15 protein-coding genes are annotated in these 15,968 nt (G+C 66.6%); 10 read left to right on the plus strand and 5 right to left on the minus strand.

What is annotated here, in order from left to right; all coding sequences use genetic code 11:
• Positions 1 to 46: 46 nt before the first annotated feature.
• The 3 genes from APZ15_RS27575 to APZ15_RS27585 form a co-directional block, all read right to left on the minus strand.
• Positions 47 to 1,759 carry a M36 family metallopeptidase gene (locus tag APZ15_RS27575; protein WP_027789713.1) on the minus strand — a complete coding sequence of 571 codons (1,713 nt, stop codon included), beginning with the start codon at positions 1,757 to 1,759 and terminating at the stop codon, positions 47 to 49.
• Between the two features lie 497 nt (positions 1,760 to 2,256).
• Positions 2,257 to 3,201, minus strand: coding sequence for a GlxA family transcriptional regulator (locus APZ15_RS27580; RefSeq protein WP_027789712.1), 945 nt, complete (start codon positions 3,199 to 3,201; stop codon positions 2,257 to 2,259).
• 88 nt (positions 3,202 to 3,289) lie between these two features.
• Positions 3,290 to 4,252 (minus strand): helix-turn-helix domain-containing protein, encoded by a 963-nt coding sequence (locus APZ15_RS27585; RefSeq protein ID WP_027789711.1) that lies wholly within the window; start codon positions 4,250 to 4,252, stop codon positions 3,290 to 3,292.
• Between the two features lie 244 nt (positions 4,253 to 4,496).
• On the opposite strand from APZ15_RS27585, the gene APZ15_RS27590 reads away from it, so the two are divergent.
• The 7 genes from APZ15_RS27590 to APZ15_RS27620 all read left to right on the plus strand — a co-directional run bounded on the left by APZ15_RS27590 (position 4,497) and on the right by APZ15_RS27620 (position 9,993).
• Positions 4,497 to 5,654 carry an amine dehydrogenase large subunit gene (locus APZ15_RS27590; RefSeq protein WP_027789710.1) on the plus strand — a complete coding sequence of 386 codons (1,158 nt, stop codon included), beginning with the start codon at positions 4,497 to 4,499 and terminating at the stop codon, positions 5,652 to 5,654.
• A gap of 7 nt (positions 5,655 to 5,661) precedes the next feature.
• Positions 5,662 to 6,216, plus strand: a complete 555-nt coding sequence (locus APZ15_RS27595) for a MauE/DoxX family redox-associated membrane protein (RefSeq protein WP_027789709.1) — start codon at positions 5,662 to 5,664, stop codon at positions 6,214 to 6,216.
• Entirely contained in the window at positions 6,213 to 6,839 is a 627-nt protein-coding gene (mauD, locus tag APZ15_RS27600) for a methylamine dehydrogenase accessory protein MauD (RefSeq protein WP_027789708.1), read from the plus strand. Before APZ15_RS27595 ends, mauD begins: the two co-directional genes overlap by 4 nt.
• 39 nt (positions 6,840 to 6,878) lie before the next feature.
• The gene (locus APZ15_RS27605; protein ID WP_027789707.1) at positions 6,879 to 7,415 is read left to right on the plus strand and encodes a methylamine dehydrogenase light chain; all 537 of its coding nucleotides are present in this window, start codon (positions 6,879 to 6,881) and stop codon (positions 7,413 to 7,415) included.
• Entirely contained in the window at positions 7,412 to 7,912 is a 501-nt protein-coding gene (locus tag APZ15_RS27610) for a c-type cytochrome (protein WP_027789706.1), read from the plus strand. The genes APZ15_RS27605 and APZ15_RS27610 overlap by 4 nt, the downstream gene beginning before the upstream one ends.
• Positions 7,913 to 8,013: 101 nt before the next feature.
• The gene (locus tag APZ15_RS27615; RefSeq protein WP_226153344.1) at positions 8,014 to 8,454 is read left to right on the plus strand and encodes a c-type cytochrome; all 441 of its coding nucleotides are present in this window, start codon (positions 8,014 to 8,016) and stop codon (positions 8,452 to 8,454) included.
• Positions 8,455 to 8,487: 33 nt separating this feature from the next.
• Positions 8,488 to 9,993: an aldehyde dehydrogenase family protein gene (locus tag APZ15_RS27620; RefSeq protein ID WP_027789704.1), complete on the plus strand. Its 1,506-nt coding sequence runs from the start codon at positions 8,488 to 8,490 to the stop codon at positions 9,991 to 9,993.
• A gap of 252 nt (positions 9,994 to 10,245) precedes the next feature.
• Here APZ15_RS27620 and APZ15_RS27625 read toward each other — a convergent pair whose 3' ends face one another.
• Complete coding sequence (locus APZ15_RS27625; protein ID WP_027789703.1) at positions 10,246 to 10,689, minus strand: DMT family transporter; 444 nt, start codon at positions 10,687 to 10,689, stop codon at positions 10,246 to 10,248.
• A 121-nt stretch (positions 10,690 to 10,810) separates the two neighbouring features.
• On the opposite strand from APZ15_RS27625, the gene APZ15_RS27630 reads away from it, so the two are divergent.
• Positions 10,811 to 11,710, plus strand: a complete 900-nt coding sequence (locus tag APZ15_RS27630; protein WP_027789702.1) for a LysR family transcriptional regulator — start codon at positions 10,811 to 10,813, stop codon at positions 11,708 to 11,710.
• Positions 11,711 to 11,796: 86 nt separating this feature from the next.
• Here APZ15_RS27630 and APZ15_RS27635 read toward each other — a convergent pair whose 3' ends face one another.
• A complete protein-coding gene (locus APZ15_RS27635; protein ID WP_021161457.1) occupies positions 11,797 to 13,380 on the minus strand; it encodes an isocitrate lyase in 1,584 nt (527 codons plus the stop codon).
• A gap of 611 nt (positions 13,381 to 13,991) precedes the next feature.
• Here APZ15_RS27635 and APZ15_RS27640 point away from each other — a divergent pair.
• Positions 13,992 to 14,945 (plus strand): choline ABC transporter substrate-binding protein, encoded by a 954-nt coding sequence (locus tag APZ15_RS27640; protein ID WP_027789701.1) that lies wholly within the window; start codon positions 13,992 to 13,994, stop codon positions 14,943 to 14,945.
• A gap of 65 nt (positions 14,946 to 15,010) precedes the next feature.
• Positions 15,011 to 15,940, plus strand: a complete 930-nt coding sequence (cdhC, locus tag APZ15_RS27645; protein ID WP_006484708.1) for a 3-dehydrocarnitine:acetyl-CoA trimethylamine transferase CdhC — start codon at positions 15,011 to 15,013, stop codon at positions 15,938 to 15,940.
• Positions 15,941 to 15,968: the final 28 nt, after the last annotated feature.

Here is a 15,968-nt window from a genome sequence, read left to right on the forward strand (position 1 = left end):
GGGAGCGCGTCACAGGTCGTGCGATGCGCCCCCGCCTGCTGCGGGATTACGACTTCTTCGGTACGGTCACGCCGTACGTGCAACTCTGGTTGTACGCATTGCCGATCGCGGTCAGCTGCGCGCTGCTGTAGCCGAGCGCGGACGCGGCCGTCAGCACCGCCTGCGCGGCGGCCTTCTGGTTGGTCGAGCCGTTGGTCATCGACAACCCCTTCAGGAACGCCTTGTCCATCGCCTGCGCACCGATCGCGTCGCGTGCGACGAGGTTGCACGAGGCCCAGTACTGGCCGGCCGTATGGATCTCCGCGCCGCGTGCCTGCGCATAGGTGCGCCCGACATTCCAGTTGGTCACGCGGCCGCCCCAGAACTCGTTGTGGCCGTCCCAGTTGTAGACCCAGTGGTACTGCGCATCCGACGGGCTCCACTGGTTGAAGTCGCGGCTGTACGCGGCGGCGAGATAGTCGCCGGTGCCTTCCGACAACCCTTCCTGCTGCGACAGGCCGCCGTTCGTCACCCAGTCGTGGATGCCGTGGCCGAGTTCGTGGATCACGACGTCCGCATCCTCCGCGTCGTCGACGCCGCCTTGCCCGAAGGTCAGCCGGCCGCTGCTCGACGAATACGACGAGTTGTCGTCGCCCGATTCGCCGTGCGGGTCGTACTGCACGCCGCCCGTGTACTGGTACGGCAGCGCCTTGATGCCGAGCGTCTGGTTCACGTAACGCAGGAACGTGTCGATGTGGTAGTACACGTTCACCGCCTCGAAATACAGGTTGCCGCGCGTGAATTCGAATGCGGGGGTCGATTGCACGGGGCACGCGTTGTCGCGCGGCGCGTCGAAATCGACGCATGCCGCATACGGGCCCGACAATGAATAACGCGCACCCGACTGCGCGAGATCCTTCAGCGTCACGCGCACGCGCGCGGCGGTGAGTTGCGACGAATCGACGTCGTTGCTGTCCTTGTAGCCCGTGCTGCCGTAGCTGCTTTTGGTCGGCGACAGCGGGTCGGGCCGGAACACGAAGCCCGTGCCGTCGGTCGCGTAGAACGCCTTGTCCTCGGCGCGCAGCACTTCGCCGCTGCCCGAGTCGATCAGCAGTTCCCAGTCGCCTTTCGGGCCGTCGTTCGGGCGGCCGCGCACTTTCCACGCGGTATGCGTGCCGGCCTTGTCGACGAAGGCGACGAGCTGCGCATCCTGGTTCGTGAAGCCGCTCACGCCGAGATACGCGCGTGCGCGGTCGAGCGCCTGCTGCTGGTCGACGGCCTGCGCCTTGCCCGACTTCGCGACCACGCCGTTGATCGTGTTGCTCGCGACGTACAGGATGCGGCCGTCCTTCGCGACCGTCACCGCGATTTCGCTGCCGTACACGGGCAATCCGGCTGCCTGCTGCTGCAGGCGCACGACGGTGAACTCGGCGTCGCTGCGCTCCGACGTGACGACGAGGCTCGCGAGCGCGGTCGCGTCGAGCCCGAGTTGTGCGGCCTGCGACGCGACGAAGTCGCGCGCGGTGGCGGCGGGCGTCGCGGCGGCCTTCTTCGCGCGATAGGCGGGGTTGTACAGCGTGACGGCGACGCCGTCCGCGCGGAACTGTCCGGCGGCCGTATCCGACCTGGCGGCCGGCGGCGCGACGCCGCGTGTCAGGCTTTCGCGCAGGCTCGTTGCCTGCGGATTCGAGACTTTCGTATCGGCTGCGGTGCCGCCGACGATGCCGAAACCGAGCGCGAGACCCAGGGCGAGCGGCAGTGCTTTGCGTGATGTCTGCATACGTGATCCTCATCTCAACGGTTGGACACGCCCGCGCGTTCGTGGCGCGCAGGCACGACACGGCCCGCGCGCCGGCTCGATGGAGCCGGTGCGGCGAAGCGGTGTTGGGAGCGTCGACTGACTAAGGAAACCTAAATGTCAGGTCGAAAAGAAACCGGCGGGAGCAGCGGGTGAAACGCGGGAGGAGGCGCGCGCGAAGCGGCGAGCGAAGAATCGAACGGCAGGCAGGTGCGGCGACGGCGAATCGAGCATCGTCATGTCATACCCCTCGGATCGAATCGATATCGGTGGCAGCCTGCCGAGATGCGGCATACATGTCGTTAGGCTGCCTATCTAACTTTTTTTGGTATGTTACAGAATATTTTCAACGACATTCCAGTTTATTTTCGATGACCTCTTCAGTCCGTCGATCAATCGCCGGCATTGTTCAGCGAGCGGCGGGAAACGTTGCCGAAACGCGCAATTCCGTGCTGGATTGTGCTTGAAACCTGTGACGATCAGCGCGTCGCGCGGCGGTCGCTGCGCGGGCTCAGGCCGAATCGCGCGCGATACGTGCGCGAGAAATGCGACGGCGATTCGAACCCGCACGCGACGCACACCGACGTGATGCTCATGTCGGTCTGCTGCAGCAGTTCACGCGCGCGGTCGAGCCGCAGGTTCAGGTAGAAATGCGTCGGCGTGTCGTTCAGCGTCGCGCTGAACAGCCGTTCGAGCTGGCGCCGCGTGATCGACACCTCCTGCGCGAGCGCATCGGAGCCGAGCGGGTTTTCCATGTGCCGCTGCATCGTGCCGATCACCTGGATCAGCTTGCGGTTGTGCACGCCGTAGCGCGCGGCGATCTCGAGCCGCTGGCTGTCCGAGCGCTGCCGGATCCGGCTGACCACGAACTGCTCGGAGATCGCCGCCGCGAGATCGGCACCGTGCCGCCGCCCGATCAGGTCGAGCATCATGTCGATCGACGCGGTGCCGCCCGCGCACGTGATGCGCCGGTCGTCGATCTCGAACAGCTCCTGCGTCGCGTTCAGGCCGGGGTAGCGTTCCCGGAACGCGGCCAGCGCTTCCCAGTGCAGCGTGAGCGTCTGCGATGCGTCGAACAGCCCGGCTTCCGCGAGCACGAAGCTGCCCGTGTCGATGCCGCCGAGCGTTGCACCATGACGGTGCTGGCGGCGCAGCCAGTCGCCGATCGCGCGCGTGTAGCACACGAGCGGATCGAAGCCGGCGACGACGAACACCGTATCGACCGTTTCGACCTCCGCGCACGCGGCTTCGGCGGCGACCGGAATGCCGTTGCTCGCGGCGACGGGCGCGCCGTCGGCGCTGATCACGTGCCAGCGATAGAGCTCCGTGCGAAAGCGGTTCGCGACGCGCAGCGGTTCGACCGCGGACATGAAGCCGAGCGCGGAAAAGCCAGGCAGCAGCAGGAAGTGGAAATCCTCGGGCATCGGGGCAGGCAATGGAATCCGGTGGTCGTCGCGTGTCGCGCGGGGCGGCGAACGGTCAGCCGGAGATTATCGCGGGTTTTGCGCGGCCTCAGCGCGTTTTTGCGCCGCGCGCGGAACGGCGCGCGGTGGTCGACGGCAACTCGCCGAACTGCGCCTTGTAGGCGTTCGCGAAATGCCCGAGGTGGATGAAGCCCCAGCGTGCGGCCGCGTCGCTGATCGGCAGGTCGGCCTGCCGCGTGTCGAGCAGCATCCGCCTCACTTGCGACAGGCGCAGCGATCGCACGTAATGCAACGGGCTGGTCTGCACGACCGACTGGAAACTGTTCTGCATCGTGCGCCGGCTCACGCGCAATTGCGTGCACAGGCTCAGCACGTCGACCGGTGCTTCGGGATGGTCGATCACGTAGTCGTGCACGCGGCGCACGATGTCGGCGCGGCATGCATGCGTGAGACGGTTCGACGGCTCGGGAATCCGGTACGTGAGGAGATCGACGAGCACGTTGCCGATAGCGCCGCACAGTTCGCGCTGCGCGCGTGCGTCGCGGAAGGTATCGGGTGCCGACAATACACGCTCGAGGTGCGTCGCGATCTGCACGCTCGCGCGCATCAGCACCGCGGTGGGCATGTCGACGACGCCGCGCCGCAACGTGGCTTCGTCGAGGCGGACGTCGGCCGCATCCTCGATCTGCTGCATCAGTTCGCCGTTGGCGACGACACCGATCAGCGACATGTCGTCGGGCGAGTGCAGCTCGAACGGGGTGCCGCCGCGCGCCAGCACCATCGTGCCGCGTTCGATGCGTGCACCGCCGAATGCGAACGCACCCGAGCCGGTGAGCGGCATGCCGAACACCGTCTGGTCGTGCGGCAATCTTCCGCGCTGGATGATGCGAACGTTGGCGGCTTCCTGGAACAGCTGCACGCTGTCCAGCACCGCATGCTTGACCGCGCTGCGATACGCGCCGGAGCCGATCTGGTCGTAGCGCTGGTTCCAGCCGCGCAGCGCCTCGGCATGCCGGTCCGCGTTGTCGAACCTCTCGTGAAACACGAACACAGCGCCTCCGGGTGCGTCGATCAGGACCGCGCAAGATTAAACCGACCACGCGGTCGGCGCAATAAGGGGCAGCGCTATTCCGGGCGCATCTGCCAGAGGGTCGGAAGCCTTCGGCCGGTGTGCCTTTCAGGCGGTTTTCCAATATCCCGAATCGGCACGCACGCGATGCCGGTCCGGGTGCTGACCGGATTTATTGTCGAACTACAGTCGCCCCACGTTACGTGATTCCCCAACTGGAGGCGACATGAGGACAAGGCGACGAACCGCGGTGCTCGCGGCGACGCTGGCGTTCGCGGCGGCATGGGCCGGCGGCGCGAATGCGACGGAAAAGCCGGAAGAACTGGTCGTGCAGAAGATGCCGCTCTGGCATCCGCACGAGGTCTATATCGTCGACATCTCGATGCCGTCGATGACCGACGGACGCATCTACGTGTACGACGCCGATGCGAAGAAACTGCTCGGCCAGATCGACGGCGGCTTCGGCCCGGGCCTCGCGATCTCGCCGGACCGCAAGACGAGCTTCGTCGCGACGACGTACTTCTCGCGCGGCTCGCACGGCACGCGCACCGACGTCGTCGAGATCACCGACAACACGACGCTCGATCATGCGGGCGAGATCGTGATTCCGGCGAAGCATGCGCAGCACGTGCCGTCGCCGTACAACACCGCGTTCAGCGCGGACGGCAAGTGGCTGTACGTCGCGAACATCACGCCGGCCGCATCGGTGACGGTGATCGACGCGGTCTCGAAGAAGGTGCTGTCGGAGATCGACACGGCGGCCTGCGTGCTCGCGTATCCGTCGGGCAACGACCGCTTCACGGCGCTGTGTGAAAGCGGCAAGGCGCTGACCGTCACGCTCGACGCGAACGGCAAGGAAACGAAGCGCACGATGTCGGATGCGTTCATCGACGTCGACAAGGATCCGGCGTTCGTGAACGCGTCGCGCCACAAGGGCGACTATCTGTTTACGACCTACGGCGGCAACGTGCGCAGCGCGGATTTCAGCGGCGACAAGCCCGTGTTCGGCAAGCCGTGGCCGCTGCTGACGGACGCCGAGCGCGCCGAAGGCTGGCGCCCGGGCGGCATGCAGCAGACGGCCGTGCAGGCGAAGCAGAACCGCTACTACGTGCTGATGCACAAGGGTACCGACGGCTCGCACAAGGACCCCGGCACGCAGGTGTGGGTGTTCGACCTGAAGTCGAAGCAGCGTGTCGCGCGCTGGGATCTCGCGCAGCAGAAGATCGATCCCCTCGTGTCGATCCAGGTCAGCGAGGACGACAAGCCGCTGTTCTACGGGCTGACGGCGACCTCCGACCTCGTCGTGATGGATGCGCGCACGGGCAAGCTGCAGCACGTCGAGAAGCAGATCGGCAATACGTCGTCGCTGCTCGTCAACCCGTGAGGCCGCGATGACGCTCGATCCCGTACTTGCCACCAGCGCGCAGGCCGGCGCTGCCGTCGTCGTGCTGCTCGGCGCCTTCGCGAAGATGCGCCGGCCCGCCGCGTTCAGCCGGGCACTCGCCGGCTACCGGCTGCTGCCCGGCGCGCTGACCGCGCCCGTCGCGTTCGCGATTCCGCTCGCGGAAGCCGTCGGCGCGGCGGCACTGCTGTTTCCCGATACGCGCATGGCCGGCGCGATCGGCCTGATCGCGCTGCTCGTCGCCTTCGCGGCGGCGATCGCGATCAATCTCCTGCGCGGCCACACCGACATCGACTGCGGCTGTTCCGGCTTCGCGGCCGCGCGAGCAGATGCGCCGCGCGGCATCGGCTGGCTGCACGTCGGTCGCGCGCTGCTGCTCGCCGCGCTGGCCGCGACCGCGCTCGTCGAGCCGGGCGCGCGCGCGGTCGTGTGGTTCGACTACCTGACGCTGTTCTTCTCCGTGCTGCTGATCGTCTGCGCGCTGCTCACCGTCGACGTGCTGCTCGCCAACGGACCGCGCCTTTCCCATCTGAGGAATTCATGATGCAAACCGCTCTCACCGTTTCCACCGCCCTGCTGTGGGTGGCCGTCCTCGCGCTCGGCGCGATCTGTCTCGCGCTCGTGCGCCAGATCGGCATCCTGTACGAACGCATCATGCCGGCCGGTGCATTGATGATCGACAAGGGGCCGGCGGTCGGCGCGATCGCGCCGGCGTTCGAGCTGACCGACATTCGTGGCTCGCAGGTGAAGGTCGGCGGCATCGATGCGTCGGGCAAGGCGACGCTGCTGTTCTTCCTGTCGCCGACGTGCCCCGTCTGCAAGAAGCTGCTGCCGCTGCTGCCGTCGCTGCAGGCGAGCGAATCGACGCCGGTGAACATCGTGCTCGCGAGCGACGGCGATATCGACGAACACACGCGCTTCGCGCGCAAGCACGACCTCGGGCGCTTCCCGTACGTGCTGTCGCAGGAGCTCGGCCTCGCGTACCAGATCGGCAAGCTGCCGTATGCGGTGCTGCTCGACGAATCCGGCACGGTGCGTGCAAAGGGCCTCGTCAATACGCGCGAGCATCTCGAGAGCCTGTTCGAAGCGAAGGAGCGCGGCGTCGCATCGCTGCAGCAGTTCGTGCACGGCGATCACAGCCACGACGCGCACGCGCAGCACGCATGACCGGCCGACCCTCTTTCAACGTCAAGGGAGAACAACGACATGGGCCTGTTTGATTCATGGTTCGAGCGGTCGGCGCGCGGCGTCGCGCAGCACAGTTCGCGGCGCAGCGCGATGGCGAAGCTCGGCAAGGTGCTGGTGGGATCGGCGATGCTGCCGCTGCTGCCCGTCGATCGCACCGCGTATGCGGCCGAGGCGGCGTCGGGCGCATCCGGTGCCGCCGCCTCGGGGGCGAGCGACGACCCGATGAGCTGCGACTACTGGAAATACTGCGCGATCGACGGCTGGCTGTGCAGTTGTTGCGGCGGCACGTCGAGCAGTTGCCCGCCGGGCACGACGCCTTCGCCGATCACGTGGATCGGCACCTGCCGCAATCCGCACGACGGTTCGGACTACATCGTGTCTTACAACGATTGCTGCGGCAAGACGTCGTGCGGCAAGTGCTTCTGCAACCGCAACGAGCGCGAGAAGCCGCTGTACAAGCTGTCGCTGAACAACGACATCAACTGGTGCATGGCGAACGGCAATTCGAATTACCACTGTTCGGTTTCGGTTCTGTTGGGGGCAGCGAAGCAATGAAAGTGACGCAAGCAGGAAAGATCGCAGTCGCGTGCATGACGGCCGTGGCGGCCTTCGCGTTGCCAGGCGCCGCCCGCGCGCAGGAAGCCGTGCATTACCCGGCCGGCAAGAGCCTGTTCGACGCGCAGTGCGCGGTGTGCCATCAGGCGGGCGGGAAAGGGCAGGACGGCCTCGCGCCGCCGCTGACCGAGTATCCGGGCAAGTATGCGACGGCCGAGGCGGGGCGTGCGCAGCTGGTCGCGACACTGCTGCACGGGATGTTCGGCGAGATCAAGGTGCGCGACAAGCGTTACAACTTCAAGATGCCGTCGTTTGCGAGCGCGAGCGACGACGACATCGCGCACGTGCTCAACTACGTCGTGTTCGATCTCAACGCGCAGCACGGCGATGCGAAGCCGTTCACGGCGGCCGACATCCGCGCGGCGCGCGCGAAGGCGATGGACGGCACGGCCGTTCATGCGCAACGCGAAGTCGTCATTAAGGGGCTCGGCCTGTGAAGGTTGCCCGTGCATCCCGTGTTTGCGACGTCGCGCCGCGCGCGCGGCGCGCGTCGGCATCGTGGTTCGGCAACCTGTCGCGCCACCTGTCGTCGCTGCTGATGCTTGCCGGGGCGGTCGTCGGCCTGATCGCGGCACCTGCGCATGCGGAAGGCACGGCCGACGCGGCGCTCGCGCGGCAGCACTGGGTGCTCAACTGCATGGGCTGCCACACGGCCACGGGCGGCGGTATCGCCGGCAAGGTGCCGCCGCTCGCGAACTCGCTCGGCTATTTCACGCATCTGCCGGCCGGGCGCGAGTACGTGATGCGCGTGCCCGGCGCATCGAACTCGGCACTGTCGGACCAGGACCTGGCCGACGTGCTCAACTGGGTACTCACGACCATGAACCGCGACGCGCTGCCGCGCGACTTCAAGCCCTATACGGCCGTCGAAGTCGCCGCGCACCGCCGTCCTGCCTATTCCGACGTCGCGACCGTGCGCGCCGGCCTCGTTCGCGCGTTGCAGGCACGCGGGGTCGACGGCGTCGTGGATCGCTACTGACCGACCCATTCAGGAAATCGAGGAAGAACGAAGATGGAGACAAACCAGAACTTTCCGCTGCTCGACGCCACGCGCGCGTTTCTCGCGAAGCCGAAGAAGATGCTGATCGGCGCCGAGTGGAGCGACGCTGCGTCGGGCCGCCGGCTCGACGTCGTGAATCCGGCCGACGGCACCGTGCTCGCGCGTGTGCCCGAAGCGGACGAGCACGATGTGCAACGGGCCGTCGCGGCCGCGCGGCGCGCATTCGATGCGGGGCCGTGGCGTACCGCGAAGACCACCGACCGCGAGCATCTGCTGCTGGCGCTCGCCGACCTGATCGAAGCGAATGCGCGCGAGCTGGCCGAGATCGAGTCGCTCGACAACGGCAAGCCCGTGATGGTGGCGCAGGGGCTCGATGTCGCGATGGCCGCGCAGTGCTTCCGCTACATGGCTGGTTGGGCGACGAAGATCGAAGGCAGCGTGATCGACGCAGGCATGCCGTACATGCCCGACAGCGAGATCTTCACCTACACGCGCAAGGAGCCGGTCGGTGTGGTCGGCGCGATCATTCCGTGGAATTTCCCGCTGCTGATGGCGGCGTGGAAGCTCGCGCCCGCGCTGGCCACGGGCTGCACCGTGGTGTTGAAACCCGCGGAAGATACGCCGCTGAGTGCGTTGCGCCTGGGCGAGCTGATCCAGGCGGCCGGTTTCCCGGACGGCGTCGTCAATATCGTCACTGGTTACGGTCATACGGCCGGCGCCGCGCTGTCGCGCGATCCGCGCATCGACAAGATCGCGTTCACGGGCTCGACGCAGACGGGCAAGACGATCGGCCACGCGGCGCTCGACAACATGACGCGGATGTCGCTGGAACTCGGCGGCAAGTCGCCGGTGATCGTGCTGCCCGACGTCGATCCGGACAAGGCCGCACTCGGTGTGGCGAACGCGATCTTCTTCAACCAGGGGCAGGTGTGCACGGCCGGGTCGCGCGCGTACATCCACGCGAAGGTGTTCGACGACGTGATCGGGCGCGTCGCGAAGATCGCCGCGAGCCTGAAGATCGGCCCGGGGATGGATCCGTCGACGCAGATCGGCCCGCTCGTCTCGGCGAAGCAGCGCGAGCGCGTGTGCGGTTATATCGATTCGGGATTCGGCGAGGGCGCGCGCGCCGCGGCGGGCGGCCGAGCGATCGAGGGCCCGGGCTTCTTCGTCGAGCCGACCGTGCTGGTCGATACGACGCAGGCGATGCGCGTCGTGCGCGAGGAGATCTTCGGGCCGGTGCTCGTCGCGATGCCGTTCGACGACGTCGACACGGCCGTGCAGCTCGCCAACGACACGCCGTACGGCCTCGGCGCGAGCATCTGGTCGAACGACCTTTCCGCGATTCACAAGCTGATCCCGCGCATCGCCGCCGGCACGGTGTGGGTCAACTGCCACTCGCTGCTCGACAACGCGATGCCGTTCGGCGGGATGAAGCAGTCGGGTTTCGGCCGCGAACTCGGTCGCGCGGTGATCGACCAGTACACGGAAAGCAAGTCGGTGATGATGAACTACGCATGAGCGTAGCGGCGGGTGCGTGCGTTGCCGCCATGTCGGCCGCGCGCGCATGCCGCAGGCGGGCCCATCCGGATCGCGGCATCGCGGCCGGGCGCCGGCGGCGGGCTGCAGTCACGCACCGATCCCGTTCGGCGCAGGCGCGCTCGACCTGAGGCATCCGCTCGATGCGGCGCCAGGCGGTGCGCAAGGCCAGCCGGCCGGGTCGAAGCACGACATCCGAGCGCACGCGCGAACGCCACGAACGCCACGAACGCATCACGCACGAACCAGCACCAAGCCGAGAATGAGACACGCCGCGCCGGCCAGGCGGATCGGGCTGGCCGAATGCTGCTGGATGCCGAGCACACCGAAATGGTCGAACACGAGCGCGCCGGTCATCTGCCCGACGACGATCAGCGCGAGCGTCGTCGCGGCGCCCAGTCGCGGCACCATCAGGATCGCGATGCCGACGAACACCGCGCCGAAGAATCCGCCGGTCCAGCTGAACCACGACCCCGCATCGGCGACGGTGCCGCTCAGGCGAGGATGCGGGGACAGGAGCGCGACGGCGAGCATCGCGGCCAGGCCGACGAGGTAGCTGACCGACCCGGCCCACCACGGCGAGCCGAGCTGCGCGCGGAGGTTGGCGTTGAGCACCTGTTGCAACGCCACGCTGATGCCGGCGGCGACGGCCAGCAGATACGACAGGAGAGTAGTCACGAAGAGGGCGGCTCCGGCGATGTGGCCGCGACGGCGGTTCCGGCACGGCAGGCTTCCATTCTGGGAAGCGCGACGGTATAACGCAAATATCAAATCGGGCGCTTATCCATCTCGTTTCGGCATGTCATCCCTGAGGCAAATTCAGTACTTCCTGACCGTGGCCGATCTCGGCGGCTTCACGCCGGCCGCGAGCGCGCTCCATGTCGCGCAGTCGGCGCTGAGCCGGCAGATCGGTCAACTGGAAGACGAACTGGGGTTCCCGCTGTTCGACCGGGAGCCGAGGGGCGTGCGGCTCACGGCGGCCGGCGCGATCTATCGCGATCGCGTCGCGTCGATTCCGGCGACCCTGGCTGCCGCGGCCGAGGAGGGCGCACGGTTGTCGCGCGGTGAAGCGGGCGTATTGCGGCTCCTGCATTCGAGCACCGTTCCCGTCGGCAGCCTGATGCCGGTGCTCGAGCGTTTCATGGGCGCGTGCCCGGGTGCGCGGATCGATCTCGACCGCGCGTCGTCCGAGGATCAGGTACTGGAGATCGCGAACGGCAACGCCGATATCGGGATCGTTCGTGTGCCGGTGCTGCGCCGCGATCCGCGCGTCCGTTTCGTCGAGCTCGCGGCCGAGCGCTTGTGCGTGGCGGTGGCGGCCGATCACCCGCTGGCGGGCCGCCGGCGCACCGCGATCTCGCGGCTGCGGCGCGAGCCGTTCGTATCGGCCGTGCATCGGGAGCGGGGCGGGCTGGCGCGCGTCGTGATCGACCTTTGCCTGAAACGGGGATTCGTGCCCGCGACCGCCCGGATCGTGTCGCCGAAGACGTCGATGCTGAATCTCGTCGCGGCCGGGCAGGGCGTGGCGATCGTGCCGGAACGGATGGCGAGCCTCGGTATCGACGGAGTCGTCTTCGTGCCGATCTCGGATGACGACGCAAAATCGGCGTGCGCGCTGGTGCTGCCGGTCGAGCCGACGGCGCTGGCGGACGCGTTCGTGCGCGTGATCGCAGCGGGAAGCGCGCGGGACGATGCCTGACGGGCGCCCCGTGCGTCATCCCGCCGGATAAAAAAAACGCCAACCCGTCGAAACGGGCTGGCGTCGTGCTTCCGGTATGGCGACGATCAGAACTGGTTCATCGTGTTGTCCTTGCCTGCCGCCTTCAGCGCTGCTTCGCCGCTGAAGTATTCCTTGTGGTCGTCGCCGATGTCCGAGCCGGACATGTTCTGGTGCTTCACGCAGGCGATGCCCTGACGGATTTCCTTGCGCTGCACGCCGGCCACGTAGCCCAGCATGCCCTGGTCGCCGAAGTATTCCTTGGCCAGGTTGTCGGTCGACAGCGCGGCGGTGTGGTATGTCGGCAGCGTGATCAGGTGGTGGAAGATACCTGCTTCGCGCGATGCGTCCGCCTGGAACGTGCGGATCTTCTCGTCGGCCAGCGTGGCCAGTTCCGTCTCGTCGTACTCCACGCTCATCAGCTGCGCACGGTCGTATGCCGACACGTCCTTGCCTGCCGCCTTCATCGCGTCGTACGCCTGCTGACGGAAGTTCAGCGTCCAGTTGAACGACGGGCTGTTGTTGTACACCAGCTTCGCGTTCGGGATGACCTTGCGGATCTCGCTGACCATGCCGCCGATCTGCGCGATATGCGGTTTTTCGGTTTCGATCCACAGCAGGTCGGCGCCGTTCTGCAGCGACGTGATGCAGTCGAGCACGCAGCGCGCTTCGCCCGTGCCGGCGCGGAACTGGAACAGGTTGCTCGGCAGGCGCTTCGGACGCAGCAGCTTGCCGTCGCGCTTGATGACCACGTCACCGTTGCCCAGCTGGTCGGCCGACAGTTCTTCGCAGTCAAGGAACGCGTTGTACTGGTCGCCCAGGTCGCCCGGCGTGTTGGTCACGGCGATCTGCTTGGTCAGGCCGGCGCCCAGCGAGTCGGTACGGGCCACGATGATGCCGTCGTCCACGCCCAGTTCCAGGAACGCGTAGCGGATCGCGCGGATCTTGGCCAGGAAGTCCTCGTGCGGCACGGTGACCTTGCCGTCCTGGTGGCCGCACTGCTTCTCGTCGGACACCTGGTTTTCGATCTGGATACAGCATGCGCCCGCTTCGATGAACTGCTTGGCCAGCAGGTACGTGGCTTCCGCGTTGCCGAAACCGGCGTCGATGTCGGCGATGATCGGCACGACGTGCGTGACGTGGTTGTCGATCTTGTCCTGGATCGCGGCCTTCGCGGCGGCGTCCTTGGCGGCATCGAGTTCGCGGAACAGGCCGCCCAGTTCACGGGCGTCGGCCTGGCGCAGGAACGTGTAGAGCTCGCGAATCAGCGCGCTGACCGAGGTCTTTTCGTGCATCGACTGGTCCGGCAGCGGGCCGAACTCGGAGCGCAGCGCCGCGACCATCCAGCCGGACAGGTACAGGTAGCGGCGTTCGGTGCTGTTGAAGTGCTTCTTGATGGAGATCATCTTCTGCTGGCCGATGAAGCCGTGCCAGCAACCCAGCGACTGCGTGTACTTGGACGGGTCGGCGTCGTAGGCGGCCATGTCGGCACGCATGATCTTCGCGGTGTACTTGGCGATGTCCAGGCCCGTCTTGAACTTGTTCTGGGCACGCATGCGGGCGGCGTACTCGGGGCTGATCGCATTCCACGCGCTGCCGTGGTTTTCCTTCAAACCGGCAACTGCCTTGATGTCGTCTTGATACTGGGCCATGTCAATCTCCTGGGAGCAAAGCGCGTTTGAGTAACTGGTTGAGCGTGCCCGCTACGTCTGTCGCAGCGAACTGCATGGGATAAATAGTAACGCCGCTCGTTGAGCTTTTGGTGATGTCTTATATAAGACATAAGACATTATTTTTTGTTGTTTTTCAATGGGTTACGTTGCTGTTTTTGCGATGCAAAACAAGTTTTCAAGCGGCGAAAACGCGGCGGCGCGGGAAATCGGCGTGAATTCCGCAATACGAAACGCGCTTTCGGCTGCTGGAGGCCGGGCCAGCTTCACATGCGTCCATGACACCCGTTCGTCGGTGCGGCGTGCGCGTGCCGTGCCAGAAGCCGCACCGGTGCTCCGTTTCGTCCTGGCGGAGCCCCAAGCGGCGCGCCGCATGTGGACAAGCTGAATTCCCCCGCAATACGCGCAAGAACCCCGTCCAACAAGCTTCTCAAGAAACCTAGTGGTTTCCACTCATAGTCGCAAACAGTCAAGAACAGGTCGCCGCCGGTCTTCTCGCGACCAATATGGCTCGTTACTTTTACTCCCACGATGCAGGTCGGCGCACACCCCGCGCACCGGCTGCCACGAGTCCAACAGGGAGGAACCGAACCATGAAGTCGACGAAGATTGCCGCGCTTGCCGCGGCCGTGCTGGCGACCGGCGCGTTCACGCATGAGGCATGGGCCGAAACGGATGCCGCGACCTGCCGCACCGTGCGTTTCGCGGATATCGGCTGGACCGACATCACGTCGACCACGGCGCTCGCGTCGACCGTGTTCGAGGCGCTCGGCTACAAGCCGACCACGACGATCGCGTCGGTGCCGATCTCGTTCGCCGGCCTGAAGAGCAAGCAGCTCGACGTGTCGCTCGGCTACTGGTGGCCCGTGCAGCAGAAGCAGCTCCAGCCGTTCCTCGACAGCAAGTCGATCAACGTCGTCGAACCGCCGAACCTGTCCGGCGCGAAGGCGACGCTCGCGGTGCCGAGCTATGAATACCAGGCCGGCCTGAAGACCTTCGAGGACATCGCGAAGCACCGTGCGGAACTCGACGGCAAGATCTACGGGATCGAGCCGGGCAGCAGCGCGAACGCGACGATCCAGAAGATGATCGACACGAACCAGTACGGGCTCGGCGGCTTCAAGCTCGTCGAATCGAGCGAGGCCGGGATGCTGGTGACGGTCGAGCGCGCGATCCGCGAAAAGAAGTGGGTCGTGTTCCTCGGCTGGGAACCGCATCCGATGAACATCCAGCTCAACATGAACTACCTGTCCGGCGGCGACGCGGCGTTCGGGCCGAACTACGGCGAAGCGCGCGTGTACACGCTGACAGCGCCCGACTTCATCGCGCGCTGCCCGAACGCGGGCAAGCTCGTCACGAACCTGCGCTTCTCGACGCAGCTCGAGAACCAGCTGATGCAGTCGGTGATGAACAAGACGAAGCCGGCCGAAGCCGCGAAGGCGTACCTGAAGAAGAACCCGCAGGTGCTCGATCCGTGGCTCGCGGGCGTCAAGACGTTCGACGGCAAGGACGGGCTGCCGGCCGTGAAGGCGTATCTCGGCCTGTGACGGCCCGCGCGCCCTGACGAAACACCCGCAATGCGACACAACCCGAGTCAAGCGAGGCAACCAGCATGAACCATGAAGTCATCATCACCTGCGCCGTCACCGGCGCGGGCGATACGGTCGGCAAGCATCCGGCGATTCCGGTCACGCCGAAGGAGATCGCGGCCGCCGCGATCGAGGCCGCGAAGGCCGGCGCGACCGTTGCGCACTGCCACGTGCGCGATCCGCAGACGGGGCGCGGCAGCCGCGACCCGAACCTGTACCGCGAAGTGGTCGACCGCATCCGCTCGGCCGACGTCGACGTGATCATCAACCTGACGGCCGGCATGGGCGGCGATCTCGAGATCGGCCCGGGCGAGGACCCGATGCGTTTCGGCAAGGGCACCGACCTGGTCGGCGGCCTCACGCGCCTCGCGCATGTCGAGGAGCTGCTGCCCGAAATCTGCACGCTCGACTGCGGCACGCTGAATTTCGGCGACGGCGACTACATCTACGTGTCGACGCCCGCGCAATTGCGCGCCGGCGCGAAGCGCATCCAGGAACTCGGCGTGAAGCCGGAGCTGGAAATCTTCGACACGGGCCATCTGTGGTTCGCGAAGCAGTTGCTGAAGGAAGGGCTGCTCGACGATCCGCCGCTGTTCCAGCTGTGCCTCGGCATTCCATGGGGCGCGCCGGCCGATACGGGCACGATGAAGGCGATGGTCGACAACCTGCCGCCGGGTGCGCACTGGGCGGGCTTCGGGATCGGCCGCATGCAGATGCCGATGGTCGCGCAGGCGATGCTGCTCGGCGGCCACGTGCGCGTCGGCCTCGAAGACAACATCTGGCTCGATCGCGGCGTGCACGCGACCAACGGCACGCTCGTCGAGCGCGCGCGAGAGATCGTCGAACGGCTCGGCGGCCGGGTGCTGACGCCGGCCGAAGGCCGCCGCAAGCTCGGCTTGCCCGCACGGGGCGAGCGTCTGCTCGAACGCCGAGCGGTCGCCGAGTTCGCGTGAGCGGTTGCGCCGACTGACCGACATGACG

The organism is Burkholderia cepacia ATCC 25416, from assembly GCF_001411495.1.
In the GTDB taxonomy this organism is placed as follows: Bacteria; Pseudomonadota; Gammaproteobacteria; order Burkholderiales; family Burkholderiaceae; genus Burkholderia; species Burkholderia cepacia.